The following is a 25,692-nucleotide window of genomic DNA, read 5'->3' on the forward strand; positions in this document are numbered from 1 at the left end:
GCTTTTTTTGCTTTATACATTTATATTTTCATGTGTTTGAAGTAAATTTCGCTTATCTTCCGTCCAAGGGACCCCTTTTCCTGTCTTTTTTGATATTTGTACCATTGTCCCTCTGCCAGTAAAGCAGATGGAGCCATCTTCTCTTCTTCCCATATAATGAATATCTACAGAAGATGTGCCAACTTTATTTGCCTTCACGTAAATTTTTAACTCTTCATCAAAGAATACTTGCTGCAGGAAATCACATTGAAGGTCTGCAACAACTGGAATCGTTTCATTTGAAGGCTTTACCCATTCTTGCATAAATCCTTTATATTTAAAAAATTCAATTCTTGCCATCTCAAAATACGTAAAGGGAACTGTATTATTTAAATGGCCAAACATATCCGTTTCCGAAAAGCGAACTTTAATTGGATAATAGAAATTAAAATCCTTTTCCCATTCTGTCATTTCTGTAATGTAATTTATTTTTGACATTTCCATACCTCCTGTATATATCAGTAAAAATTTATCTTTTTTTATTGAGCTGGTTTCGCAAATATTGATGTTAATTAAACAGTTGTGGTAGAGGTTGATTTTCGCTCCAGGTGGCTCGCTTTCCGCGGGGTGGGCGCTGAGCCTCCTCGGCGCGAGCGCCTGCGGGGTCTCAGCTGTCCCACTACTCCCGCTGGAGTCTCGCCACCTTCCGCTACAATCAACAATCTTTTTTGTCAAAAGTATAAATTTTTACAACCTATTCAAAAACAACAATCCTTTTGAAAAGAGCTTTTAAAAATGAATCGCTATTCACTCTATTTTAATTATAGATTAGTTTGAAAAATATGAAAAGTATCATTTACTCTATTGTATTTCCTTATCAAAAAACCCTCTTTTCCAGATTGGAGAAGAGGGCAAGTTCTGTTATTAAATTTGATCGCTTCCAAAGAAGTTCTTGAAAGATTGGAATGTGGCATCACGGTTTACTGCAGCAATTGAAGTGGTAATTGGAATGCCTTTAGGGCATGATTGAACACAGTTTTGAGAGTTTCCACACCCTTGCATGCCGCCATCTTCCATGAATGCATTTAGACGTTCTGCTTTATTCATAGCACCTGTTGGGTGGGCGTTGAATAAGCGTACTTGGTTAAATGCAGCCGGTCCAATAAAGTCCGATTTGCTATTTACGTTTGGACAAGCTTCTAAACAAACACCGCATGTCATACATTTCGATAATTCATATGCCCATTGACGCTTTGGTTCAGGCATACGAGGTCCAGGGCCAAGGTCATATGTACCATCAATTGGAATCCAAGCCTTTACCTTTTTCAAGGAATCAAACATACGGCTTCTATCAACCTGCAGATCACGAACAACAGGGAATGTGCGCATTGGTTCCAGGCGAATCGGCTGTTCTAATTGATCAACTAATGCTGTACAAGATTGGCGTGGTTTCCCATTAATAATCATCGAACAGGCACCGCACACTTCCTCTAGACAGTTCATATCCCAAGCGATTGGAGCTGTTTGTTTCCCGTTTACATCTACCGGATTCCTACGAATTTCCATTAGCGCAGAGATGACGTTCATATTTGGACGATACGCTAGTTCGAACTCTTCCTGATAAGGGGCAGAATCTGTATTATCTTGACGAGTTATTATAAAGCGAACTGTTTTTTTGTCACTCATCATTTACTCTCCCTTTCTATTAATGTTTTTTTGTATAGTCACGTTCACGTGGTTTGATCATTCCAGTATCAACCTCTTCATAGTGGAAGGCTGGCGCAGAGTTAGCATCAACGAACTTCGCCATCGTTGTTTTCAAGAACTCATCATCATTACGTTTAGGGAATTCTGGCTTATAATGAGCCCCACGGCTTTCATTTCGATTATAAGCACCAATTGTAATAACACGTGCCAATTGAAGCATATTTTGAAGCTGACGCGTAAAGAATGCGCCTTGGTTGCTCCATTTAGACGTATCATTTATATTAATATTTTGATAACGCTCTAAAAGCTCAACGATTTTTTCATCTGTCTTTAGAAGTCTGTCATTATGACGTACAACGGTAACATTATCTGTCATCCATTCGCCAAGCTCTTTATGAATGACATACGCATTTTCTGTTCCATTCATTGACATAATTTTATTCCATTTATCTTCTTCCTGTTTAACATGTCCATCAAATACAGTTGAAGAAACATCCTCAGCATGCTTGCTAAGGCCGCTAATATATTCCAAAGCCTTTGGACCGGCAACCATCCCGCCGTAAATCGCAGAAAGCAAGGAGTTCGCACCAAGACGGTTTGCACCATGCTGTGAATAATCACATTCCCCAGCAGCAAACAATCCTGGAATATTTGTCATTTGATCATAATCTACCCATAGTCCACCCATTGAATAGTGAACAGCCGGGAATATTTTCATTGGAAGCTTACGTGGATCATCCCCAGTAAACTTCTCATAAATTTCTATAATTCCACCTAATTTAACATCAAGCTCATGTGGATCTTTATGAGATAAATCTAGGTAAACCATGTTTTCCCCGTTGATTCCCAACTTCTCATTCACGCAGACATCAAAGATTTCTCTTGTTGCAATATCTCGTGGAACAAGGTTTCCATACGCTGGATACTTCTCTTCTAAGAAGTACCATGGCTTCCCATCCTTATATGTCCAAATACGGCCGCCCTCTCCACGAGCTGATTCACTCATTAGACGAAGCTTGTCATCTCCAGGAATAGCTGTTGGATGGATTTGGATGAACTCACCATTCGCATAGTAAACACCCTGCTGATACACGATTGAAGCTGCAGAACCTGTGTTAATTACGGAGTTTGTGGATTTACCAAAGATAATACCAGGTCCACCTGTTGCCATAATAACAGCATCAGCTGCAAATGATTTAATTTCCATTGAAGTTAAGTTTTGTGCAACAACTCCACGGCAAATGCCTTCTTCATCAATAACAGAACCCAGGAATTCCCAGCCTTCATATTTAGTAACTAAACCTGCAACTTCATGACGGCGCACCTGCTCATCCAATGCATAAAGCAATTGCTGACCTGTAGTTGCACCCGCAAAAGCCGTACGATGATGCTGTGTACCTCCGAAACGGCGGAAGTCAAGCAATCCTTCTGGCGTACGGTTAAACATAACACCCATACGATCCAATAAATGAATAATTCCTGGTGCAGCCTCAGCCATTGCTTTAACTGGCGGCTGATTTGCTAGGAAGTCCCCACCATAAATAGTATCGTCAAAGTGAATCCAAGGAGAATCTCCTTCACCTTTTGTATTTACCGCTCCGTTAATACCGCCTTGAGCACAAACAGAATGTGATCGTTTAACCGGTACTAATGAAAATAACTCAACCGGAGTTCCTGTTTCTGCCACCTTGATTGTTGCCATTAAGCCAGCTAAGCCGCCGCCGACAACGATAACCTTACCTTTACCCATTGTGACTCACTCCCTAATACTTAGTAAATCCGAATTAACACTATTAGATCCGAACAATTAATAGATTATTAAAATTAAATAAATGCTGTAAGCGCACGAATTCCTACAATAGAAAGGGCAACAAAGACACCAATGGTTACATATGTTGAAATTCGCTGTGAACGAGGTGTAATGGTAATTCCCCAGCTAACACAGAATGACCAAAGGCCATTAGAGAAATGGAAAATTGTAGAGATAACACCAAGTAAGTAGAACCAGAACATAAATGGATTCGAAAGGATATTCTCCATCATTTGAAAGTTAACGTCTGCGCCAAATGCTGCTTGAACGCGAGTTTGCCATACATGCCATGTGATAAATACTAGTGTAATAACACCCGATATACGTTGAATCATGAACATCCAGTTACGGAAAAAGCCAAATCTGCTCGTATTATTCTTAGCCGTAAAAGCAATGTAAAGGCCATAAATTGCATGAAATAATAAAGGCAAGAAAATTACAAAAGTCTCTAATAAAGTTCGGAACGGAAGATGTTCCATGAAACCTGCCGCTTTATTAAACGACTCTTCTCCTCCTGTTGCAAAATGATTCACTACTAGATGCTGAATTAAGAACAAGCCAACAGGAATGACACCAAGCAATGAATGCAGTCTGCGATTAAAAAACTCACGATTACCCGCCATGTTTTACCCCCCTAGTTTTTGAAGATGTTGAGGTTTCACTTTCCACTTTTATAAGCATTATGTATACAAATGTTCCACCTAAACATCACGATAAAAATAGTACTGCATATTCTTACAATTATGTGACATGTCCATTTTACTCCCAACATAATATAGCGTCAAGGAAACGATTACATAAAGTGTTCATAAAAGAGAAAATTATTAAAATATATTGGTATTACTTAAATAAAAGAAAAAACCTTATATTTCAATAGACTTCTAGGTTTTCCACATATACTAAAATAACAATAATTTCCTCTAAGAAAAATAACCTTTTTCCATGATTGGGTGACTAAAATTCAACAGTTTTGTATATAATAGAAGAATAATAGAAAGTGGGGAATACAGCTTGGGCGAATCAGCAATAGATGCAATTAAATATGAAAATACAACTGAATCAGTTCCACTATTTGGTTATGAACTTATTCGGGAAGTGCTTTTGCATGAACTATTAGGCAATGATACACCGGAAATCTTATACTGGGCAGGCAAAAGACTTGCTCGTAAATACCCAATGGACACTCTGAATGAAGTAGTTGAGTTTTTTCAGAAATCCGCTTGGGGAGATTTATCGATTGTGAAGGAATCCAAAAATGAAATGGAACTTGAATTGTTCAGCCCTATAATAAAAATGCGATGCAGTCAAAACAATCCATGTACTTTTCAACTGGAAGCTGGATTTATTGCCGAGCAAATAGAGAGTCAAAAAGAAGTCATTTGTGAAGCATTTGAGCACCCTAATAAAAAAAAGGGAAAGATCCATTTTACTGTTAAATGGGATAAGAAGGACAGTATTCTTCCATAAGTAACAAAGAAAAAAGCTTCAACCATATGATGGTTTGAAGCTTTTTTCTTTACCTTTAAGGTGTAACTAAGGTGCCCGAAAGTTTAAAAGCATGGTGCAGCACTTCAACTGCATGCAGCATTTTGGCATGTTCTACCACTGTGGATACTTTAATTTCGGAGGTGCTGACCATTTTCACTTCAATATCATTGGATGCTAATACCGCAAACATTTCAGCTGCGACCCCTGGATTGGATGCCATTCCTGAACCAACAATTGATACCTTAGCAAGTCCAGATTCTGACTCAATTCGTTCATAATTTAACTTTTCCTTGCTGTTCTCCAATACCTTGATTGTATCTTCCAGGTCTTCGTTTTTTATTGAAAAGGATAAATTGGTTAATTGATCTGCTAATATACTATGAATGATAATATCGACGTTAATATGACTTTCTGCTAGTTTTGAAAAAATAACAGAAAGACCTGTTAAGGAGTTCGGTAAACCGATAACAGTTACTCTTGTAATGTCCTCCTCAAAAGCCACTCCCCGCACAACTAAGTTTTGTTCCATTGTTACTTCCTCCTCGATAATCGTCCCAGCTTCTCTTTCAATACTAGAGCGGACTTCTAGCTGAATTTGATAATTTTTAGCAAACTCTACTGCCCTTGGGTGCAGAACTCCAGCACCTAAATGGGCTAGCTCCAGCATCTCATCATAAGATACCGCCAAAAGCTTTCTAGCATCTTTCACATAGCGCGGGTCTGTTGTAAATACACCAGTTACATCTGTGTATATTTCACATTTATCAGCTTGTAATGCTGCTGCTAATGCGACAGCCGTTGTGTCAGATCCACCTCGCCCCAAGGTTGAAATCGCCCCATCTTCTGTTATTCCTTGGAAGCCTGCTACAACAACAATCCTTCCCTGCTTTAACTCACTATCTATTCTTTCTGTATTCATGCCGATAATTCGTGCATTGCCATGAACGGGCTCTGTTATGATTCCAGCCTGCCATCCAGTAAGCGAAACAGCCGGATAGCCTCTATCAGCTAATGCCATGGCTACTAATGAAATCGTGATTTGTTCCCCTGTTGTTAAAAGCATGTCCATTTCTCTTCTATTTGGGCGTATGGATATTCCTTTTGCAAGGTCAACGAGATGGTCTGTTGATTTCCCCATTGCTGAAACAACTACGACTACATCGTTTCCTTTCTCCTTTTCTTCGATCACTCGAGTGGCTACATTTTGAATCTTCTCCGCGTCTCCAACGGATGTTCCACCAAATTTCTGCACGATTAATCCCATGATTTTCCCTCTTCCTACCCTTTTCGGTTAATCTTTTGAAGTCTCACGCAACCATTTTCAAGTGCACATCTGATTTTTAACACAAAAAAACAGCAACGAGAAACTATCTCATTGCTGTGGGATTAACGTACAAAAGAAGCATACGCACACACAGTGAGATAGCTCTCCAAGTCATTTTCAACTTGACAATCTTGCATTTATTCAATACAAAACCAGCAAAGAAAGTGATGAGACTTTCTTCACTTCGGCAAACATTCCCTTTCAAAGCTTTTCATTGAAGCTCATTCTTCTCCAAGCTTTTACTTTTGAAGTTCGCACCTCTACCTTCACTTTAGAGGAAGTTCAAAGGGTTGGTTCCTTTAAACTTACTTTAATACTATAAAGTGATATTTAATTTTTCAGTAATTATAGCATATTCATTTTTTTCAAACAATCTATTCCTGTAATTTTTTTATTAGTTCTTTTGCGACATTTAATGGAATCCCGATATTTGTGAACTCCTCAATAGGTGCATCCTTCATTTTCTTAATAGATCCAAACGTTTTTAATAGCTGCTTCTTCCTCTTTTCTCCAATTCCCGGGATATCATCAAGCACAGATTGAAATGCATTCTTCCCACGCAATTGTCGGTGGAAGGTGATGGCAAAGCGATGCACTTCATCTTGAATTCTTTGCAATAAATAGAACTCTTGGCTGTTTCTTGCAAGTGGAATCATTTCTAGTGGCTTCCCGTAGAGCAGCTGAGATGTCCGATGCTTTTCATCTTTTACAAGTCCAGATATAGGGATATCAAGACTCAGTTCATTCTCTAGTACATCTCTTACCGTTTCTACATGCCCTTTTCCCCCATCAATTATGATTAAATCCGGAAGAGGCAAACCTTCTTTTAGAACCCGAGTGTACCTCCTTCGGACAACCTCCCGCATAGAGTCATAATCATCAGGACCTTGTACAGATTTTATTTTATATTTGCGGTATTCCCTTTTCTCTGGTTTACCATCAATAAAGACAATCATCGCAGATACTGGATCCGTTCCTTGAATATTCGAGTTATCAAATGCTTCGATTCGATGGGGTGTATATATTCCAAGCTGCTGACCTAAATTTTCAATTGCTTTAATTGTTCTTTCTTCATCACGCTCGATTAAAGAAAACTTTTCCTGTAGAGCAATCTTTGCATTTTTATATGCCAGCTTAACGAGATCCTTTTTCTGTCCACGCTGAGGCTTTAGAACCTTTACCCCTAAGAATTCTTCAGCCATTTCAGCATTTACTGAATCAGGAACCAATATTTCACGCGGTTTAAAATGGTTTTCCTTTAAATAGAACTGGCCAAGAAAAGTCAATATTTCATCATCTGGCTCATCATGGATTGGAAACATCGATACATCACGCTCGATCAATTTCCCCTGTCTAATAAAGAAAACCTGCACACACATCCAACCCTTATCTACAGCATATCCAAATACATCCCGATCTGTTAAATCAGTTGAAGTGATCTTTTGCTTCTCCATTGTCGTATCAATATGGGCAATTTTGTCGCGAAACTCTTTTGCCCTTTCAAAATCTAGCTCTTCAGCCGCGGCTGTCATCTTTTCAGTTAAATCTTTCTTAATCTCCTTGTAACCTCCATTAAGAAAGCGAGTAATTTCATCAACCATTTTTTTATATTCCTGCTCACTTACATCGTTAACACAAGGGGCAAGACATTGTCCTAAGTGGTAGTAAAGACAAACACGATCAGGTAAGGTCGAACATTTTCTTAGTGGATAAATTTTGTCCAGCAGCTTTTTTGTCTCATTTGCAGCCTGCACATTGGGATAGGGTCCAAAATATTTCCCTTTATCTTTTTTTACTTTTCGCGTTGTGATTAGGCGCGGGTGCCTCTCTGCAGTTAACTTAATAAATGGATAGCTCTTATCATCCTTTAGCATAATATTGTACTTCGGATCATATTTTTTTATTAAATTCATTTCGAGAATTAAAGCTTCCATATTGGAGGAAGTAACAATGTACTCCAGGTCTTCAATTTCATTGACAAGCCTTAATGTTTTTCCATCATGTGAACCTGTAAAGTACGATCGGACTCTGTTTTTTAATACTTTTGCCTTACCAACATATATAATCGTCCCTTGACGATCCTTCATTAAATAACAGCCTGGCTGATCTGGCAAAAGCATGAGTTTATTTTTTATGATTTCATTCATGGATGTCACCTCCCTAAGCTCCACTCTATCCTATTTTGATCATACAAAAATCCCCGACTTAAATAAAGCCGAGGATTTCTTCAATTAGCTATTTTCTAATTAGGCATGTTTATTTAATAGTTCTGCAAGTGCTTCTTTTGGCTGGAAGCCAACAACTTTATCTACTACTTCGCCATCTTTAAAAACAAGTAAAGTAGGGATGCTCATTACACCATACTTTGCTGATGTTTCTTGGTTTTCATCTACATCAAGCTTTACAATCTTAACTTTATCGCCTACTTCAGAATCAAGCTCTTCTAATACAGGAGCGATCATTTTGCAAGGTCCGCACCATGGTGCCCAGAAATCTGCAAGAACTACGCCTGAACCTGTTTCATTAGAAAAATTTTGATCTGTTACATTTGTAATTGCCATATTATTTGCCTCCTAAATTTCAACTCAAAATCTAACGACAGTATATCATTAGTTTATGTAGTGAAGCTACCAATTTGCTTCACTTTGTAATTTCCCCTTCATTTCTTTTAGCTATGCATGAAGGGCATTAACACTTAAAGCTGTTTGACTAAGCAATCATGAAAACGAGCGGCTATTCGCCGCTCGTTTGATTATTATGCATTTACAACTAATTTTCTAAACTCTTCTGTTAACATTGGCACGACTTCGAATAAATCTCCTACAATGCCGTAATCAGCTACTTTAAAGATATTAGCTTCTGGATCTTTATTGATTGCAACAATTACTTTAGAGTTAGACATACCTGCAAGATGCTGAATCGCTCCTGAAATCCCACATGCAATATAAAGGTCAGGTGTAACTACTTTTCCTGTTTGGCCAATCTGCAGTGAATAATCACAATAATCGGCATCACATGCACCACGAGAAGCGCCTACTGCTCCATTTAGAACTTTTGCAAGTTCCTTTAATGGTTCAAAACCTTCTTCACTTTTCACACCACGTCCACCAGCAATAACTACTTTCGCTTCAGAGAGATCTACTCCCTCACTTGCTTTGCGGACAACTTCTTTAATAATTGTGCGAAGATCTTTAACATCAACAGATAAAGAAGATATATCACCAGTTCTAGACTCGTCTTTTGCTAATGGACTGATGTTATTCGGACGAATAGTAGCAAATACTAATCCATCTGTGACAATTTTCTTCTCAAATGCTTTACCAGAATAGATTGGTCGTGTGAATACTAGATTTCCGCCAACTTCCTCTAAACCTGTAACGTCAGAAATTAATCCAGATGCTAGTTTCGCTGCTACTTTAGGAGCTAAGTCCTTACCTAATGAAGTATGGCCTAGTATAAGACCCTCTGGGCTTTCTGCATCAACGACTGCCATTAATGCCTGTGAGAATCCGTCAGGAGTATACTGCTTTAAATTTTCATTTTCAACTGTAACTACACGATCTGCACCATAGTGAATTAATTCTCCTGCTAAAGCGTTTACAGAATCGCCAATTAAAACACCGACAACTTCTCCGCCTTCAGCCGCTGTTTTTGCTGCTGCTACTGCTTCAAAGGAAACATTACGTAATGATCCATCACGGACTTCACCTAATACTAATACTTTTCTAGCCATTATGTTTTACCCCCTGCGTTATTTTAGAGATTAGAGGTCAGAGGTTGGATTAGTGTCAATCGGCAAATGACCGATTGCTTTTATTTATTACCGACAGCTCTACCTACCAAAATTTCAGTTTATATCGTTCTTCCTTGAATATCGTCTTTTATCGATCAAACAACTTTCGCTTCTGTATGAAGTAGGCTAACAAGTTCTTTTACTTGATCAGCTATCTCGCCTTCAAGAACTTTTCCTGCTTCTTTTTTAGGTGGCAGATAGATTTCAATTGTCTTTGTTTTGGCTTCTACATCATCTTCATCAAGATCAAGATCATCGAGTTCCAGTTCCTCAAGCGGCTTTTTCTTCGCTTTCATGATACCTGGCAATGATGGATAACGAGGTTCGTTTAAGCCTTGTTGAGCAGTTACAAGTAGTGGAAGTGTCGTTTCGATTACTTCAGAGTCACCTTCTACATCACGAACAACCGTTGCATTGCTTCCGGCAATATCCAGCTTCGTAATTGTTGTTACGTAAGGAATATTTAGAAGCTCTGCCACACGTGGTCCCACTTGACCTGATCCACCGTCAATTGCTACATTACCAGCAATGATTAAATCTGCGTCTTTATCTTTTAAATACTCGGATAGAATTTTAGCCGTTGTAAATTGATCCCCATTTTCCACATCATCTTCAGTATTAATCAAGACAGCTTTATCCGCACCCATAGCTAATGCTGTACGAAGCTGCTTTTCAGATTCTTCACTGCCTACTGAAATGACTGTTACTTCTCCACCCTGTGCATCACGCACTTGGATTGCTTCTTCAACCGCATATTCATCATAAGGGTTAATGATGAATTCTGCTCCATCTTCATTTATTTTGCCACCTGAAATGGTGATTTTTTCTTCCGTATCAAAGGTTCTTTTCATTAAAACATAGATGTTCATGATTTCCCTCCTGAAATTAAAAGTGGAAGCGCCTTACCCAAGAATTCTTGAATCAAGAAGCGCTCAATCTCGATAATGACAAATGTAAACATTTCACCACTTCGAAAGATTATGATAATTTATTGCATAAGGAGAATATAAAATCTCTCCTTATAGATTATTATAATAGATTACTAGAAAGATTGATAATGAAAATTCGAAAAGTTTCTATTTTCCAGTAAAGTTTGGCTCTCTTTTTTCAATAAACGCAGAGATGCCTTCCTTTCCATCATTAGAAACGAATACTTCACCAAATAGCTCAGCTTCTTTTTTTACACCTTCATAATACTTTTCTGTTTTAGAATAATTCAAAAGCTTAATAGCGGCTTTAATAGAAACAGGACTTTTCTTCGCAATCTTCTTTGCCATTTTATACGCATTTTCTAAAAGCTCGCCTTCTGGATAAGCATGATTAGCTAATCCATATTGAACAGCTTCAAGCCCTGTGATCGGATCACTTGTGAATAACATTTCTGCTGCTTTTGCTGTCCCAACTAATCGAGGCAGACGCTGAGTCCCTGCAAATCCAGGAATTAATCCAAGTTGAAGTTCTGGCAGCCCAAGCTTCGCATTATCAGCTACTAATCTGAAATGACAGCCCATTGCCAGTTCTAATCCTCCGCCAAGTGAGGCTCCATGAATGGCTGCAATAATCGGTTTTGAAAATTGCTCCATACGTTCAAATAGATCTTGTCCATATGTAGAAAGATTGGCAAATTCGTCACCAGTTTTAATAGTAGTGAACTCTTTGATATCAGCACCAGCAGAGAAGAAACGGCCTTCTCCATGTATTAGAATAACTCTGATATCATCATTTGTTTCAATTTCATCCAAGACGGAAGAAAGTTCTCTTAATAAACCTGACGAAAGTGCATTTGCTGGAGGTCTATCCAACGTAATCGTGGCAACCCCATCTTGAAAAGACCATTTTAAAAAATCCATTTTCATCCCCCTTTTGACTTGTTTCGAAGGTGCAACAGCATTTCTAGTTGTCTTGCTTTTGGCATCCACTAAGAAGCAATCGATGAACAGGACCCGCTAATTCAGTAATATCATATTTTTGGTCATTCATCACCCAAGTTGTTACTGTCTCATCCATCGTACCAAAAATCATCTGGCGAGCCAACCTTACATCGAGAGTAGGAGAAAACTCTCCACTTTCTTTCCCATTAGATAAGATCTGTTCAACCAAGGAAAGATATCCTTTTAGCACCTCATTAATTTTAAGGCGCAGATCTTTGTTCGATTGTCTTAACTCTAACTGAGTAACAATGGCTAAATGCGGGTCATCTGAGAGAATATTAAAATGTGTTTCCACCATCATTAATAATTTCTCTGCAGCCGTTTCTTTTCCTGCAATTTTTTCTTCAATCATTTCAACGAAATTACCCATTTTTTCCTGAAAGAGAGAGATTAGTATGTCTTCTTTATTCTTAAAATATAAATAGATGGTTCCATCAGCGACACCAGCCTGTTTAGCGATTTTTGATACTTGGGCCTGATGATATCCATTTTCTGCAATGACTATAACTGCTGCATCTATGATTTGTCGATATTTTGGTTTATTCTTTTTCAAACTTTTCCTCCTCCAAGAAAAAAGCAAGAGCAACTCGAGCTATAACTTTGTTAGCTTAAGGCTATTTTCGCAAACATTGTTGTTAATTAATATGTGGTGGGTAGAAGTTGATTTCCGCTCCAGGTCGCTCGCTTTCCGCGGGGTGGGCGCTGAGCCGCCTCGACGCTAAAGCGTCTGCGGGGTCTCAGCTGTCCCACTACTCCCGCTGGAGTCTCGCAACCTTCCGCTCCAATCAACTAACTTATATTGCTTCAGCTTTCATTCACAAAAGCTTATTTGAAAAACAACAATCTTTTAGAAAGAGCCTAGATAAAAAGCTAATTATTTATCTTCTTTAGATAATGAATGAATCATCATTCATATTTTTATAATAGTGTCACAATTCATTTCTGTCAAGAAATTATCCTACAAATATTATATACAAATAAGGATCACTTTTGCCACTCTGCTGAATATGGACAAGCATTACTTGTCAAAAATAAAGAGCCGATAAATCGGTCTCTACGATTAAGCCCGCTTTTCTTGTTCATTATTTAATTTCTTTTTTTCTTCATCCACTAAAGCCCTTCTAAGAATTTTTCCAACGGCTGTTTTTGGAAGCTCATCACGAAACTCATACAATCTTGGTGCCTTAAAAGCGGCAAGATGCTTTCTGGCAAACTTATTTAATTCATCTTCGCTAACCTTGGCCCCTTCTTTAAGAACAATATACGCCTTTACTGTCTCCCCGCGATAAGGATCTGGTATGCCTGCTGCTACCACTTCCTGGACAGCTGGATGTTCATAAAGTACTTCCTCGATCTCACGTGGGTAAATATTATAGCCTCCAGCAATAATCATATCTTTCTTACGATCCACTACATAGAAATATCCATCCTCATCCATATAGCCAAGATCACCAGTGAGAAGCCATCCATCTCTTAACGTTTCTGCTGTATCTTCTGGACGATTCCAATACCCCTTCATCACTTGCGGCCCTTTAACAGCAATTTCTCCTACTTCACCAGCTGGCAGTGCTTCACCCGTTTCCATTGAAAAAATCGCTGCATCTGTATCCGGCCAAGGTACACCGATACTTCCTTTCACACGCGGACGATCCCATAAGAAATTGGCATGTGTAACTGGTGAGGACTCTGTTAATCCATAGCCTTCCACAAGCTTTCCGCCAGTCACTTCTTCAAACTTTTGCTGAACTTCAACAGGCAGTGCTGCAGATCCGCTAATACATGAATCAATAGAAGACAAATCATACTTCTTTAAATCTGGATGATTTAATAATCCAATATAGATCGTTGGGGCACCTGGGAATAATGTTGGCCGCTGCTTTTGAATGGTTTTAAGTGTTGTTTCTGCATCAAACTTTGGAAGCAATACCATTTTATTCGCATCCATAACAGAGAGAATTAAAACGGTTGTCATTCCGTAAACATGGAAAAATGGGAGAATCCCAAGTACAATCTCTTGACCCGGTTTTGTCTTATATAGCCATGCCCTACACATCGCAGCATTCGCAACGAGATTTCTATGAGTAAGCATAACACCTTTTGGAAATCCAGTTGTTCCACCTGTATATTGCAATAAAGCTAATTCATCATCAGAATTAAAATCATATTCCTTTAGCTCTCGTTTTGGCTGTTTTAATATTTCTGTTAATAAATGCTGGTTGCCCTCATGATTAACGTTCACAACAATTCCGTACTGCTTCTTTTGAATAAATGGATAAATTAAGTTCTTTGGAAATGGGAGGTAGTCTTTGATAGCGGTTACAATCACATGCTGCAAATCTGTTTGTGGCATTACCTTTGTCACGCGCGGAAATAAAATATCCATTGTGATGATTGCTTTCGCACCAGAATCCTTCATTTGATATTCAAGCTCTCGCTCCATATACAGTGGATTCGTTTGAACAACAACCCCGCCTGCCATTAAAATCCCATAATAACTAATCACTGATGCGGGCATATTCGGAAGCATAATAGCCACCCGATCCCCTTTTTCAATACCTATCTCTTGTAAGTACCCTGCAAATTTGAGTGCAGACTCATAAATATCTTTATAGGTTGTTTCCTTACCCATAAAATGGATAGCAATTTTTTCAGGGTTATCCTCTGCAGCCCTTTTTAAATAATCCTGGACTTGCTGATTTTTATAAGTCAAAGTCGAGGGGATTTCGTCTGGGTAATTTTTAAGCCACGGCCTTTGTTCTAACAATTGATTCCCTCCTTTAAAAATAAAATTTTTAGAACATTCCAACTGTTCGTTTCTATTATAATCTAATGCAGATTACATGACAATTAGAATAAGTCTGTTCACCTATTGGAAAGTTTTTTGAGCCAAAAAAAAATCACCACATTACATGGTGATTTTTGAAAAATAATTATCATAAAACATTATGCTATAAATATTAAGTAATATGCACCAATAAGTATGAACAAGCCACATAAAACCATTAATACCTTTGCTAATTTTTCCATATATTCAATCGCTCCTTAAGATAACCCTGCACCGATAATATATGACAAGCCCACTGAAATAATCATCGAAATTAAACCAACAGCCTTGTTATTATTCTCAATTTCCTCATCTATTTTGAATTTTGGGGTCATAAATTCAAAGATAAAATAGCCAATTAGCAATAATAAAAAGCCAAAGACCCCCCAGCTTATCATTGTAAATAATGTATCATTATGCATAATGGAGTGTCGGAAAATATTAGCAATCCCAAAGATTTTTCCCCCAGTGGCCATGGCAACTGCTATATTTCCCTTTTTTATCTCTTCCCAGTTCTTATATTTCGTGACTAGTTCGAAAATAGCCAGAAAAACAATCATACAGAGAACGACAACACTGAAATACCCCGCAGTTTGCACAAACTCATTTTCCCAAAATTGGTTCATACCTATTCTCCCCGCCCATTATTTAAACTCTACTACCGTGACACCGGAACCGCCTTCACCTGCTTCACCAAAACGAATGTTTTTGACTGAACGATGATTACGTAAATATTCCTGTACCCCTTGCCTTAGTACTCCTGTCCCTTTTCCATGAATAATGGACACCCGCGGATAGGCAGCTAAAAGTGCGTCATCAATATATTTTTCAACGCGCAGCAAGGCATTTTCGAATCGTTCTCCCCTTAAATCTAGTTCGAGACTAACATGATAATCTCTTCCCTTTACAGTGGCCATTGGTCTTGTTTCCACTACTTTTTGGCTCTTTATAAATTCTAAATCCTTTTCAGCAACTTTCATTTTTAAAATCCCAATTTGTACATGCCATTCATTATCAGATGTTTTTTCAATAAGATGACCCTTTTGGCCAAAACTTAGTACCTTTACTTCATCGCCAGCTTTAAGGACATGTTTTTCTTTTGCTTTAACAGGCTTCTTCGTCTTGGTTACTTTAGGGGCTGCATCTTCTAAACGTTTCTTTGCTTCGATTAACTCATGCTCTTTGATCTCAGCAGACTTTTCGATGCGCATCTTTCTTAAATCGCGGATAATTGCTTCTGCTTCTTCTTTCGCCTGATCAACAATGGCTGCTGCCTTTTCTGCCGCCTTTTCATGAAGATCATCCTTTTGTTCATAAAACTCTATCATTTGTTTTTGTATATCTTTATGAAGCTTTTCAGCATTTCTTAGGAATTCATTTGCTTCTTCTCTTTCTGCTTCTGCCATTCTTTTGCTCTCTTCAAGTGAAGCAATCATATTTTCTACCTGATTGCTATCTGCACTAATATAAGAACGGGCGATATCGATGACTTCATCATTTAAACCAAGTCTTTTGGATATTTCAAATGCATTGCTTCGCCCAGGTACTCCAATTAATAGTTTATAGGTAGGACTCAAGGTTTCAATATCAAATTCAACACTTGCATTAATGACTCCTTCTCGATTATACCCATAGGCTTTTAATTCAGGGTAATGGGTTGTTGCGATGACTCTTGCTCCTCGCTTATATACTTCATCAAGAATAGAAATGGCAAGGGCGGCCCCCTCCTGTGGATCTGTACCGGCTCCTAATTCATCAAAAAGGACAAGACTGTTATAGTCTACCTTTTTCAAAATATCAACAATATTGACCATATGGGACGAGAAGGTACTAAGGCTTTGCTCAATTGATTGTTCATCACCAATATCTGCATAAACCGCCTCAAAGACAGCGGTTTCAGATCCATCTAGTGCTGGAATTTGCAACCCTGCTTGTGCCATTAATGTACATAAACCGACTGTTTTTAGTGCCACCGTTTTCCCGCCAGTATTTGGACCTGTAATGACAATCGTAGAATAGTCCTTTCCCAATGTTACATCATTCGCTACCACAACATCAGCTGGAATTAGTGGATGGCGCGCTTTATATAAAGCAATTCTTCCTTCATTATTTACCTTTGGCTTCGAGCCTTTCACGCGTTTACTGTGACGAGCCTTTGCAAACATGAAATCAATTTCAGTCAGCACTTCAACAATGATCTCAAGCTCTGCACTTTCCTCAGCTACTTTTCCAGACAGCTCGATTAAAATTCTTTCAATCTCTTGCTGTTCCTTCACACGTATTTCTTGAAGCTCATTATTTAATTGCACAATGGATTGAGGTTCAATAAATAAGGTTTGACCTGAAGAGCTCTGATCATGAATAATTCCGCCATAATGTCCCTTGTATTCCTGTTTAACAGGGATAACAAAACGGTCATTACGAATCGTAATAATTGCATCAGAAAGCATTTTCTGAGCATTAGAAGAACGAATCATGCTTTCTAGGCGTTCTCTTACACGTGATTCCTTCGTACGAAGCTGATTACGTAGTGCACGAAGCGCATCACTAGCACTATCCAGCACCTCACCATTATCATCAATCGCATTTCTAATCGTTGTTTCTAAGTATGCTAAAACAGTATATCGGTTCACATAATCTAATAAAATCGGAAGACTGCTTCTTTCATCAACGAATTCCTCAATGAATCGTTTCATTTGTCTGCTCGCATGAATTGTGCTTGCCACTTGCGTTAATTCTAGTGGGCTGAGCATTCCGCCAATAACCGATCTTTTTACATGGGGACGAATATCAAAAATACCTCCAAGAGGAACATTTCCTTTTATTCGCAAAACCTTAACGGCCTCGTCTGTTTCCTCTTGCCAGCGAATGACTTCCTCATAATCGACAGACGGCATTAACTGCTCTGCCTTTCTTTTTCCTAATGAGGACGACACATGCTCAAGCAATTGTTCCTTCACTTTATTAAATTCTAATACTTTAAAAATACGTTCCTGCATGAGGATTTACCTCCTATTTAGCTCATTTCTGCTTTTCGACAAGGCTTTTTTTGCAAACATTGTTGCTAATGACATTTTGTTGGTAGAGGTTGATTTCCGCTACAGGATGCTCCCTTTCCGCGGGGTGGGCGGTGAGCCTCCTCGGAGCATCCGCTCCTGTGGGGTCTCACCTGTCCCACACTTCCCGCAGGAGTCTCGCACCTTTCGCTCCAATCAACAACCTTTTTTACCAATGAAAAACTTATTCAAAAACAACAATCTTTTAGAAAAGATCCTTCGACAAAAATGATAGCAATTCATCTATATTCATCGCATTCAGGACTGTGTTCTTCTTAATCCAGCCTTTTTTAGCGGTAGAAACACCGATTTCCATATGAGAGAGTGTATCAATTTTATGTGCATCTGTATTAATGACAATCTTCACACCAGCTTCTTGCGCTTTTCGAATATGCTCTGGCGCCAGATCTAAGCGGTTTGGGTTTGCATTCAGCTCCAACACAGTACCAGTTGCCTTTGCCAGCTCAATTAACTCGTCAATATCTACTTCATAACCTTCCCTTCGACCAATTAATCTGCCAGTAGGGTGAGCAATAATATCTACATGAGGATTGTTCATGGCTGCCTTTAATCGTTCCATTATTTTAGACTTTGATTGTGAAAAAGCAGAATGGATCGACGCAATGACAATATCCATTTCCGCAAGTAATTCATCATCATAATCCAGTGTACCGTCAGGCAATATATCCATTTCCACACCTGATAAAATTGTAATATCATCATAGCGCTCATTCAAAAGCTTAATTTCTTCCTTTTGCTGCCTTAGTCTCTCTGGTGTCAATCCACCTGCGACCTTTAAATACTGAGAGTGATCTGTTATCGCCATATATGTATAGCCTTTTGCCCGGCATGCCTCCACCATTTGTTCGATTGTAAAGGCACCATCGCTCCAGGTTGTATGCATATGCAGATCGCCCTTTATATCAGCAAGGGAAATTATATCATATTCTTTCGTGTATGCTTCAACCTCTTGCCCATCTTCCCTAAGCTCAGGCGGGATGAGCGGTAAATCAAAATAGCGATAAAACGCTTCTTCAGATGAAAAAGTAAGAATTTCACCTGACTCATTATTTTCCACACCATACTCGCTTATTTTCTCCCCGCGTTCCTTCGCAAGCTGCCTCATCCGAACATTATGCTCTTTGGAACCGGTGAAATGATGGAGAGTTGTTGCAAATTCATGTGGCTGGACAAGTCTGAAATCAACCGATATATCATAGCTGTGCTCGAAGGTAATCGACACCTTTGTTTCACCAGCTGCGACAATTTCTTTTATTTTTGGAAACTTTAATAGCTTGTCCTTTACTGCTGAGGGATTTTCTGTTGCAATGATAAAATCTAAGTCCTTGATGGTCTCTCTCATCCGTCTTAAACTGCCTGCTCGAGAAAATTTCGCTATTTCATCGATTTGACTAAGCTCCAATTCAATTGCTTCAGCTATTGGCAGCATGTAGGCAAGCGGAAGTCGTTCTGGTCTTGCTCCTGCATTCGCAAGAGCAGCAAGTATTTTTTCTTCCGTCTTTTTTCCGAATCCAGCAAGGGTCTGTACTTTCCCATTGCGGCATGCTTCCTCCAGATCAATCGCACTCTCAATACCAAGCTCTTTATACAGCTTAGCAATTTTTTTGCCCCCAAGGCCTTGGATCTGAAGGAGTGGAATTAAGCCTTTTGGAACTTCCTCTTTTAATTCCTGCAGAACTGTCGATTTCCCCTCAGTCATATACTCAACAATGACTGATGACGTGCCTTTTCCGATCCCTGGCAGCTTAGTGAAATCCTCTATTTCATCTAGACTTTTATCATTTGTTTCAAGTGCTGCAGCAGCTTTCCGAAAAGCAGCTGTTTTAAATGTATTTTCCCCTTTGAGCTCCATATAAACGGCAATCGTCTCAAGAAGCCTAATCACATCTTTTTTATTTATACTCATGGGTCACACCCACCTTAACTATTTAGATTAACTTACAAATAGTGTATTTCTCTTGTATATAAACATACAGGGAAGGTTAGCAATTGCAAATAATTGTTGTTTTTAAGTAAATTGTCCTTTAGCAAAAAAAATTGTTGATTGGAGCGGAAGGTGCGAGACTCCTGCGGGAGTAGTGGGACAGCTGAGACCCCACAGGCGCTTTAGCGCCGAGGAGGCTCAGCGCCCACCCCGCGGAAAGCGAGCACCTGGAGCGCAAATCAACCTCTACTAACTACGTTCCTTTAGCAATAATGTTACAAAAACAGCCTATTAAAAGAAAACTTCTCTAGTTCTAGAGAAGTTATGAAGCCATATATTCGATCCACATCTCTTTAATTTGCTGTGATAATATCGGGGTATGTTTGATGATCCCTTTGCCCATAAATGAATCATTTAAAGCAGTTTGAATCGCTTCTACTGGTACAAGTGCGGCTATGTATAATAAAATAAACATGATAAGATAGACTTCTAAAAATCCAAGTATCCCGCCAGCCCAAACATTGAGCTGTTTCAGTACTGGCAAATTCGTTACAAAATCAAGCATACTGCCAATAATTTGGAGAATTATTTTTACAGCAATAAAAATCACGACATAGGCAATGGCGCGATAATAGGCTTCTTCAAGATTTGCTTGATCAAAAAGCATTTGAAAAGCAGAACGATCCCCAAAGCTTAAGTATGGCACCCAAAGTGTTAGTTTCGGAGCAAGCTTTTCATAATACATATTTGCAATGATGAATGCAATAATAAATCCTGTTAAATGGATTAATTGCAGGATAAAGCCTCTTTTTAGTCCAATGAAAAATCCAAAAACTAATATAATTAATATTGCGAGATCCAGCATGACTTATTCAGTCCTTTACTCTTTTTAATTCATTTTCAAGCTGTTCTATACGGTCTTTTGCTTTAATATAATCATTTACTGCGTTGACCGCTGTTAATACAGCTAGTTTGTTGCTGCCGAGGGAAGGATTCTTCGAGCTGATTTCACGCATCTTATCATCAACCATCGAGGCTACAAGACGTATATGGCTGGGGCTTTCGGTACCTATAATGATATACTGAATTCCATATATATCAACACTTGTACGGTTTTTTTGTACATCTGACAACATTCATGCCCCCCATTCTTAAGAATCCTACACAATATCATAACACGAACAGAAAAACGTGGGAAGTAGAAGCTTGTCAAAACTTAACAGACTATGTCAGGTTCTGCGACCGAAGATAAGTAGTAAACTATTTTACAAGGAATATGAGAAAACAGAAGGAGTGCTTTCATGAGCAATGTAGTTATCATAAAAAAATTGAACGAAATTGAGGAAATGAAAATATATTATCAAACTTATTTAACTGATAAATACCCACCTGGAAGTGTATTTGCAGCCAAAACACCCAGTTGTTCAATCACTGCTTATAAATCTGGAAAAGTCTTATTTCAAGGGGGAAACAGCACTGCAGAAGCAGCAAAATGGGGAGAGAGCCTTTCAGCTTCTAAACCAGCCCATACAGCAAAAAAGGCAAATACCCCAGGGTCCCACTTGCCAGAGAATTTCGAAACACTTTCTGTTGTTGGATCTGATGAAGTTGGTACAGGTGACTTCTTTGGTCCGATCACAGTTGTTGCAGCCTATGTGAAGAAGGAGCAGATTCCATTATTAAAAGAATTAGGTGTGAAGGATTCTAAAAACCTAAAGGATGAGCAAATCATACACATCGCAAAACAAATAAAGGATATTGTTCCATACAGCTTACTAACTTTACACAATGAAAAATATAATAAGATGCAGAAATCAGGAATGTCCCAAGGAAAACTGAAAGCCTTGCTTCATAATCAAGCAATCGGCCATGTACTTGGAAAAATTGCCCCTGATCAGCCTGATGCCATTTTAATCGACCAATTTGCAAAGGAAGAAATTTATTATCAATATCTTAAAAATGAAAAGATCATCCAAAGAAAGAATGTTTTTTTCAGTACAAAAGCAGAAGGTGTCCACCTCTCCGTTGCTGCGGCCTCCATTTTGGCTCGTTATGCATTTGTTAAGTATTTTGAAAGATTAAGTAAAGCAGCAGGCTTCACGCTTACAAAAGGAGCAGGATCTAAAGTTGATGAAGCAGCTGCACGGCTGATTCATGAAAAAGGAAAGGACGCACTGCCAGCATTTGTTAAACTGCATTTTGCCAACACAGAAAAAGCAATGAATATTTACGCCAAAAAATACAGATAAAAAGCAGCCGCTTTCGGCTGCCTTTTCATTGCTATCCTCTTAATACAGCTCCGGATTTCTCCTTCACTGCTTCTAATACTTTATCATGAGCCTTCACAACTTCTTCATCTGTTAACGTTCGTTCAGGATCAAAATATTTCAGAGAGAAAGCAATTGATTTCTTCCCTTCTTCCATGCGCTCACCCTCATATAAGTCAAACACATGAACCTCTTTCAATAATGTGCCGCCCGCTTCTTTAATAATGCTTTTCAGCTCACCAGCTGCTTTTTCCTTATCAACAACAAGGGCAATATCACGTGTAATTGATGGGAAGCGCGGAATCGCTACATATTGCAATGGTGGAACGTCCGCTTCTAAAATTGCCTTTAATGATAATTCGAAAACATATGTTTCTTTTAAATCATATTCTTTTTCTACTGTTGGATGTGTTTGACCGATAAAGCCGACAGATGTCCCTGATAAATAGATTTCTGCTGTTCTTCCAGGATGCATTCCTTCTTTTTCTGACTGACGGAATTCTACCGCACTAGTAACCCCAAGCTTTTCAAATAAGCCTTCAAGGATTCCTTTGACAACAAAGAAATCAACTGGCTTCTTTTCACCCTGCCATAGGTGGCTCTGCCAAAGGCCAGTTACTGCACCTGCAAGATGCTCTCGTTCTTCTGGTAATTCTTCCGAACCATTTGCCAAAAATACTGCGCCTGTTTCGTAAACCGCAAGACTATCATTTTGACGGGCAGTATTATACTTTAATACTTCGAGAAGCTGTGGAATGATGCTTAAACGCAGGACGCTGCGGTCTTCACTCATTGGCATCGCTAATCGAACAGGTTCACGCTTCTCAAGTGAGTATTGTCCTGCTTTTGATTCATTTGTTAAAGAGTAAGTTACTGCTTGATAAAGTCCAGCACCCTCTAGGTAATGACGAACCATTCTTCGTTTGCTTTGGTATGGAGTAAGATGGCCTGGTGTTGCTGATCCGATTGGAAGTGTGGATGCTAAATTATCATAGCCAAATAATCGGCCCACTTCTTCAATCAAGTCTTCTTCAATTGTAATATCTCCACGACGTGTCGGTACCGTAACAATGATCGCTCCATTGTCAGTGGCTGTTTCAAATTGAAGACGAGAAAATATATCCTCTACATCTTTCATACTTAAGTCTGTGCCAAGCACACGGTTAATTTTTTCTAAAGTAACAGAAACAACAGCTGGCTCAACTGATAGTGAATTAGCTTCGACAGAACCTTCCAGCACTTCACCCTCTGCATATTCAGCAAGAAGCTGTGCCGCTCTTTCTGCTGCTGCTCTTACTCGATTCGGATCTACACCCTTTTCATAGCGTGCGCTTGCTTCACTGCGTAATCCGTGATCTTTTGATGCCTTTCGAACAGGTCCTCCGATGAAATAAGCAGATTCTAAAAGGACATTCGTTGTATCTGCTTGAACCTCAGAATTTGCCCCACCCATTACTCCGGCAAGGGCAATTGGATTTTCCCCATTTGTAATGACTAAATGATCCGCAGTTAACTTGCGCTTCGCATCATCAAGTGTAACGATTTCCTCTCCAGCCTTTGCTCTGCGTACAAGGATTTCTTTTGAACCAAGACGGTCATAGTCAAAAGCATGTAGCGGCTGCCCATATTCAAGCAGGATGTAATTTGTAATATCAACAACATTATTATGCGGGCGAATGCCAGCTGCTGTTAATCTTGCCTGCATCCATAATGGAGAAGGACCAATTTTCACATTTTTAATCACTTTTGCCACATATAAAGGATTATCCTCTTTCGCATCGACAGTCACTTGAATATAATCGGTTGCTTTCTCTGAAGAGGTTTCAACTCCCGAAACAGGAAGCTTCACTTCTCTTCCTAAAATCGCTGCTACTTCATAAGCGACTCCAAGCATGCTTAAACAGTCTGCACGGTTTGGTGTTAAACCAAGCTCTAATACTTGGTCATCGCGGTGTAATTGCTCCAATGCATCAAGACCAACCTCAGTATCTTGAGGGAAATTATAAATCCCTTCTGCAAATTCCTTTGCAACAAGCTTGCTTTCAAAGCCTAATTCCTGCAGTGAACAAATCATCCCATGTGATTCTTCTCCACGAAGCTTGGCTTTTTTAATTTTGAAATTGCCAGGCAATACTGCTCCAACAGTGGCAACTGCTACTTTCTGCCCCTTATCGACGTTTGCTGCTCCACAGATAATTTGTACAGGTTCCTCTGCACCAATATCAACTAAGCATTTATTTAATTTATCAGCATTCGGATGCTGTTCTCTTTCTTGAACATAGCCAACGACCACACCGCTGATTCCTTCATTCAGCGTCTCTACGCCTTCAACTTCAATTCCGCTCTTCGTGATTTTTTCTGCTAATTCTTCAGGAGATACGCCGGATAAATCAACGTATTCCTGTAGCCATTTATATGAAACGTACATATTACATCCTCCTCAATATTGTCTTATTCATGGACTTGGAAATTATTTAAGAAACGAACATCATTTGTATAGAAATGGCGGATATCTTCTACGCCATATTTCAGCATAGCGATTCGTTCAACCCCCATACCAAATGCAAAGCCAGAGTATTTCTTCGAATCAAAACCTGACATTTCAAGTACATTCGGATGAACCATTCCCGAACCTAATATTTCGATCCATCCTGTTTTCTTGCAAATATTACAGCCTTTCCCTCCACACTTAAAGCATGATACATCTACTTCTACCGAAGGCTCTGTGAATGGGAAGAAGCTAGGACGCATCCGAATTTCTCGATCTTCACCAAATAATTTCTTCGCAAACACTTCTAATGTTCCTTTTAAATCTGTCATGCGAATATTTTCGCCTACAACAAGACCTTCAATTTGCATAAATTGATGTGAATGTGTGGCATCATCATTATCACGACGGAACACCTTTCCTGGACAAATAATTTTCACAGGACCCTTTCCATCATGCTTTTCCATCGTTCTTGCCTGTACTGGAGACGTTTGTGTACGAAGTAGCGTTTCTTCAGTAATATAGAACGAATCTTGCATGTCACGAGCTGGGTGATCCTTTGGTAAATTAAGCGCTTCAAAGTTATAATAGTCCTTTTCCACTTCTGGACCTTCAGCCACTGTGTAGCCCATTCCAATGAATAAATCTTCAATCTCTTCAATAATGCGTGTGAGCGGGTGATGATTCCCCGTTTTCACTGGTCGCCCTGGCAGTGTTACATCAATTGTTTCTGCAGCCAATTTTTCATGAACAGCTGCTTCCTCTAGATGCTTCTGCTTTTCTTCAATCCCTGAAGTAATCGCATCTCTTACTTCATTAGCAAGTGCGCCCATCATCGGACGTTCCTCAGCGGATAATTTCCCCATTCCTTTAAGTACTTCGGTAATTGGACCCTTTTTACCTAAATAAGATACACGGATATCATTTAGTTCCTTTAAATTAGCTGATTGGCTGACTTTTTCCAACGCTTCCGTTTGCAATTCTTTTAAACGTTCTTGCATCTGATACTCCTCCTTAAAATCCTGTTTTTTGGCAAAATAAAAAACCTCATCCTATAAAGGGACGAGGTTTTGGATTCGC

At 39.1% G+C, this 25,692-nt stretch carries 21 protein-coding genes, 1 riboswitch and 1 other annotated feature (1 of these 23 running past the window's edge); of the genes, 2 read left to right on the forward strand and 19 right to left on the reverse strand.

All coding sequences use genetic code 11. From position 1 onward, the window contains the following. Nucleotides 1-12: 12 nt before the first annotated feature. The 4 genes from ACFYKT_RS11385 to ACFYKT_RS11400 form a co-directional block, all read right to left on the reverse strand. Nucleotides 13-477, reverse strand: coding sequence for an acyl-CoA thioesterase (locus ACFYKT_RS11385; protein WP_389219534.1), 465 nt, complete (start codon nt 475-477; stop codon nt 13-15). Nucleotides 478-903: 426 nt separating this feature from the next. After that, nucleotides 904-1,665, reverse strand: coding sequence for a succinate dehydrogenase iron-sulfur subunit (sdhB, locus tag ACFYKT_RS11390; protein WP_389219536.1), 762 nt, complete (start codon nt 1,663-1,665; stop codon nt 904-906). A 19-nt stretch (nt 1,666-1,684) separates the two neighbouring features. Further along, complete coding sequence (gene sdhA, locus ACFYKT_RS11395; RefSeq protein WP_389219538.1) at nt 1,685-3,436, reverse strand: succinate dehydrogenase flavoprotein subunit; 1,752 nt, start codon at nt 3,434-3,436, stop codon at nt 1,685-1,687. 74 nt (nt 3,437-3,510) lie between these two features. Next, nucleotides 3,511-4,119, reverse strand: a complete 609-nt coding sequence (locus ACFYKT_RS11400; protein WP_389219540.1) for a succinate dehydrogenase cytochrome b558 subunit — start codon at nt 4,117-4,119, stop codon at nt 3,511-3,513. A 388-nt stretch (nt 4,120-4,507) separates the two neighbouring features. Between ACFYKT_RS11400 and ACFYKT_RS11405 the strand changes: the two genes are divergently transcribed. Beyond that, nucleotides 4,508-4,963, forward strand: coding sequence for a YslB family protein (locus tag ACFYKT_RS11405; RefSeq protein WP_389219542.1), 456 nt, complete (start codon nt 4,508-4,510; stop codon nt 4,961-4,963). A gap of 55 nt (nt 4,964-5,018) precedes the next feature. Here ACFYKT_RS11405 and ACFYKT_RS11410 read toward each other — a convergent pair whose 3' ends face one another. The 13 genes from ACFYKT_RS11410 to zapA all read right to left on the reverse strand — a co-directional run bounded on the left by ACFYKT_RS11410 (nt 5,019) and on the right by zapA (nt 20,990). After that, complete coding sequence (locus ACFYKT_RS11410; protein WP_389219544.1) at nt 5,019-6,248, reverse strand: aspartate kinase; 1,230 nt, start codon at nt 6,246-6,248, stop codon at nt 5,019-5,021. Nucleotides 6,249-6,399: 151 nt separating this feature from the next. Then, nucleotides 6,400-6,579: riboswitch (Lysine riboswitch) on the reverse strand. Between the two features lie 103 nt (nt 6,580-6,682). Further along, nucleotides 6,683-8,455, reverse strand: coding sequence for an excinuclease ABC subunit UvrC (gene uvrC / locus ACFYKT_RS11415; protein ID WP_389219546.1), 1,773 nt, complete (start codon nt 8,453-8,455; stop codon nt 6,683-6,685). Between the two features lie 99 nt (nt 8,456-8,554). Further along, the gene (gene trxA / locus ACFYKT_RS11420; protein WP_389219548.1) at nt 8,555-8,869 is read right to left on the reverse strand and encodes a thioredoxin; all 315 of its coding nucleotides are present in this window, start codon (nt 8,867-8,869) and stop codon (nt 8,555-8,557) included. Between the two features lie 194 nt (nt 8,870-9,063). Beyond that, entirely contained in the window at nt 9,064-10,041 is a 978-nt protein-coding gene (locus tag ACFYKT_RS11425) for an electron transfer flavoprotein subunit alpha/FixB family protein (RefSeq protein WP_389219550.1), read from the reverse strand. Between the two features lie 155 nt (nt 10,042-10,196). After that, nucleotides 10,197-10,970 (reverse strand): electron transfer flavoprotein subunit beta/FixA family protein, encoded by a 774-nt coding sequence (locus ACFYKT_RS11430; protein ID WP_389219552.1) that lies wholly within the window; start codon nt 10,968-10,970, stop codon nt 10,197-10,199. Between the two features lie 207 nt (nt 10,971-11,177). After that, the gene (locus ACFYKT_RS11435; RefSeq protein WP_389219554.1) at nt 11,178-11,951 is read right to left on the reverse strand and encodes an enoyl-CoA hydratase; all 774 of its coding nucleotides are present in this window, start codon (nt 11,949-11,951) and stop codon (nt 11,178-11,180) included. A 43-nt stretch (nt 11,952-11,994) separates the two neighbouring features. After that, a complete protein-coding gene (locus ACFYKT_RS11440; protein ID WP_389219556.1) occupies nt 11,995-12,585 on the reverse strand; it encodes a TetR/AcrR family transcriptional regulator in 591 nt (196 codons plus the stop codon). 507 nt (nt 12,586-13,092) lie between these two features. Then, entirely contained in the window at nt 13,093-14,796 is a 1,704-nt protein-coding gene (locus tag ACFYKT_RS11445) for a long-chain-fatty-acid--CoA ligase (protein ID WP_389219558.1), read from the reverse strand. 278 nt (nt 14,797-15,074) lie between these two features. Beyond that, the gene (locus ACFYKT_RS11450) at nt 15,075-15,482 is read right to left on the reverse strand and encodes a DUF350 domain-containing protein (protein ID WP_389219560.1); all 408 of its coding nucleotides are present in this window, start codon (nt 15,480-15,482) and stop codon (nt 15,075-15,077) included. Nucleotides 15,483-15,500: 18 nt separating this feature from the next. Next, nucleotides 15,501-17,855, reverse strand: a complete 2,355-nt coding sequence (locus ACFYKT_RS11455; RefSeq protein ID WP_389219562.1) for an endonuclease MutS2 — start codon at nt 17,853-17,855, stop codon at nt 15,501-15,503. 262 nt (nt 17,856-18,117) lie between these two features. Then, nucleotides 18,118-19,839, reverse strand: a complete 1,722-nt coding sequence (gene polX, locus ACFYKT_RS11460; RefSeq protein WP_389219564.1) for a DNA polymerase/3'-5' exonuclease PolX — start codon at nt 19,837-19,839, stop codon at nt 18,118-18,120. A 340-nt stretch (nt 19,840-20,179) separates the two neighbouring features. Beyond that, complete coding sequence (locus tag ACFYKT_RS11465; RefSeq protein WP_389219566.1) at nt 20,180-20,722, reverse strand: CvpA family protein; 543 nt, start codon at nt 20,720-20,722, stop codon at nt 20,180-20,182. Nucleotides 20,723-20,729: 7 nt separating this feature from the next. After that, nucleotides 20,730-20,990 (reverse strand): cell division protein ZapA, encoded by a 261-nt coding sequence (gene zapA, locus ACFYKT_RS11470; RefSeq protein WP_389219568.1) that lies wholly within the window; start codon nt 20,988-20,990, stop codon nt 20,730-20,732. Nucleotides 20,991-21,158: 168 nt separating this feature from the next. Between zapA and rnhC the strand changes: the two genes are divergently transcribed. Continuing rightward, a complete protein-coding gene (rnhC, locus tag ACFYKT_RS11475; RefSeq protein ID WP_389219570.1) occupies nt 21,159-22,106 on the forward strand; it encodes a ribonuclease HIII in 948 nt (315 codons plus the stop codon). A 31-nt stretch (nt 22,107-22,137) separates the two neighbouring features. Here rnhC and pheT read toward each other — a convergent pair whose 3' ends face one another. After that, the gene (gene pheT / locus ACFYKT_RS11480) at nt 22,138-24,552 is read right to left on the reverse strand and encodes a phenylalanine--tRNA ligase subunit beta (protein WP_389219572.1); all 2,415 of its coding nucleotides are present in this window, start codon (nt 24,550-24,552) and stop codon (nt 22,138-22,140) included. A gap of 23 nt (nt 24,553-24,575) precedes the next feature. Then, a complete protein-coding gene (gene pheS, locus ACFYKT_RS11485) occupies nt 24,576-25,613 on the reverse strand; it encodes a phenylalanine--tRNA ligase subunit alpha (protein ID WP_066396598.1) in 1,038 nt (345 codons plus the stop codon). Between the two features lie 54 nt (nt 25,614-25,667). After that, nucleotides 25,668-25,692 (reverse strand) — a binding site (T-box leader) (it continues 230 nt past the right edge of the window).

Source organism: Cytobacillus mangrovibacter (assembly GCF_042865275.1).
GTDB classification, from domain to species: Bacteria; Bacillota; Bacilli; order Bacillales; family Cytobacillaceae; genus Cytobacillus; species Cytobacillus mangrovibacter.

Excerpts from the sequence above, each read along its gene's own strand:
- ACFYKT_RS11385 (WP_389219534.1), bottom strand. The coding sequence starts at position 477 with ATGTCAAAAATAAATTACATTACAGAAATGACAGAATGGGAAAAGGAT.
- sdhB (WP_389219536.1), bottom strand. The coding sequence starts at position 1,665 with ATGAGTGACAAAAAAACAGTTCGCTTTATAATAACTCGTCAAGATAAT.
- sdhA (WP_389219538.1), bottom strand. The coding sequence starts at position 3,436 with ATGGGTAAAGGTAAGGTTATCGTTGTCGGCGGCGGCTTAGCTGGCTTA.
- ACFYKT_RS11400 (WP_389219540.1), bottom strand. The coding sequence starts at position 4,119 with ATGGCGGGTAATCGTGAGTTTTTTAATCGCAGACTGCATTCATTGCTT.
- ACFYKT_RS11410 (WP_389219544.1), bottom strand. The coding sequence starts at position 6,248 with ATGGGATTAATCGTGCAGAAATTTGGTGGAACATCCGTTGGAGACGCG.
- uvrC (WP_389219546.1), bottom strand. The coding sequence starts at position 8,455 with ATGAATGAAATCATAAAAAATAAACTCATGCTTTTGCCAGATCAGCCA.
- trxA (WP_389219548.1), bottom strand. The coding sequence starts at position 8,869 with ATGGCAATTACAAATGTAACAGATCAAAATTTTTCTAATGAAACAGGT.
- ACFYKT_RS11425 (WP_389219550.1), bottom strand. The coding sequence starts at position 10,041 with ATGGCTAGAAAAGTATTAGTATTAGGTGAAGTCCGTGATGGATCATTA.
- ACFYKT_RS11430 (WP_389219552.1), bottom strand. The coding sequence starts at position 10,970 with ATGAACATCTATGTTTTAATGAAAAGAACCTTTGATACGGAAGAAAAA.
- ACFYKT_RS11435 (WP_389219554.1), bottom strand. The coding sequence starts at position 11,951 with ATGGATTTTTTAAAATGGTCTTTTCAAGATGGGGTTGCCACGATTACG.
- ACFYKT_RS11450 (WP_389219560.1), bottom strand. The coding sequence starts at position 15,482 with ATGAACCAATTTTGGGAAAATGAGTTTGTGCAAACTGCGGGGTATTTC.
- ACFYKT_RS11455 (WP_389219562.1), bottom strand. The coding sequence starts at position 17,855 with ATGCAGGAACGTATTTTTAAAGTATTAGAATTTAATAAAGTGAAGGAA.
- polX (WP_389219564.1), bottom strand. The coding sequence starts at position 19,839 with ATGAGTATAAATAAAAAAGATGTGATTAGGCTTCTTGAGACGATTGCC.
- ACFYKT_RS11465 (WP_389219566.1), bottom strand. The coding sequence starts at position 20,722 with ATGCTGGATCTCGCAATATTAATTATATTAGTTTTTGGATTTTTCATT.
- rnhC (WP_389219570.1), top strand. The coding sequence starts at position 21,159 with ATGAGCAATGTAGTTATCATAAAAAAATTGAACGAAATTGAGGAAATG.
- pheT (WP_389219572.1), bottom strand. The coding sequence starts at position 24,552 with ATGTACGTTTCATATAAATGGCTACAGGAATACGTTGATTTATCCGGC.
- pheS (WP_066396598.1), bottom strand. The coding sequence starts at position 25,613 with ATGCAAGAACGTTTAAAAGAATTGCAAACGGAAGCGTTGGAAAAAGTC.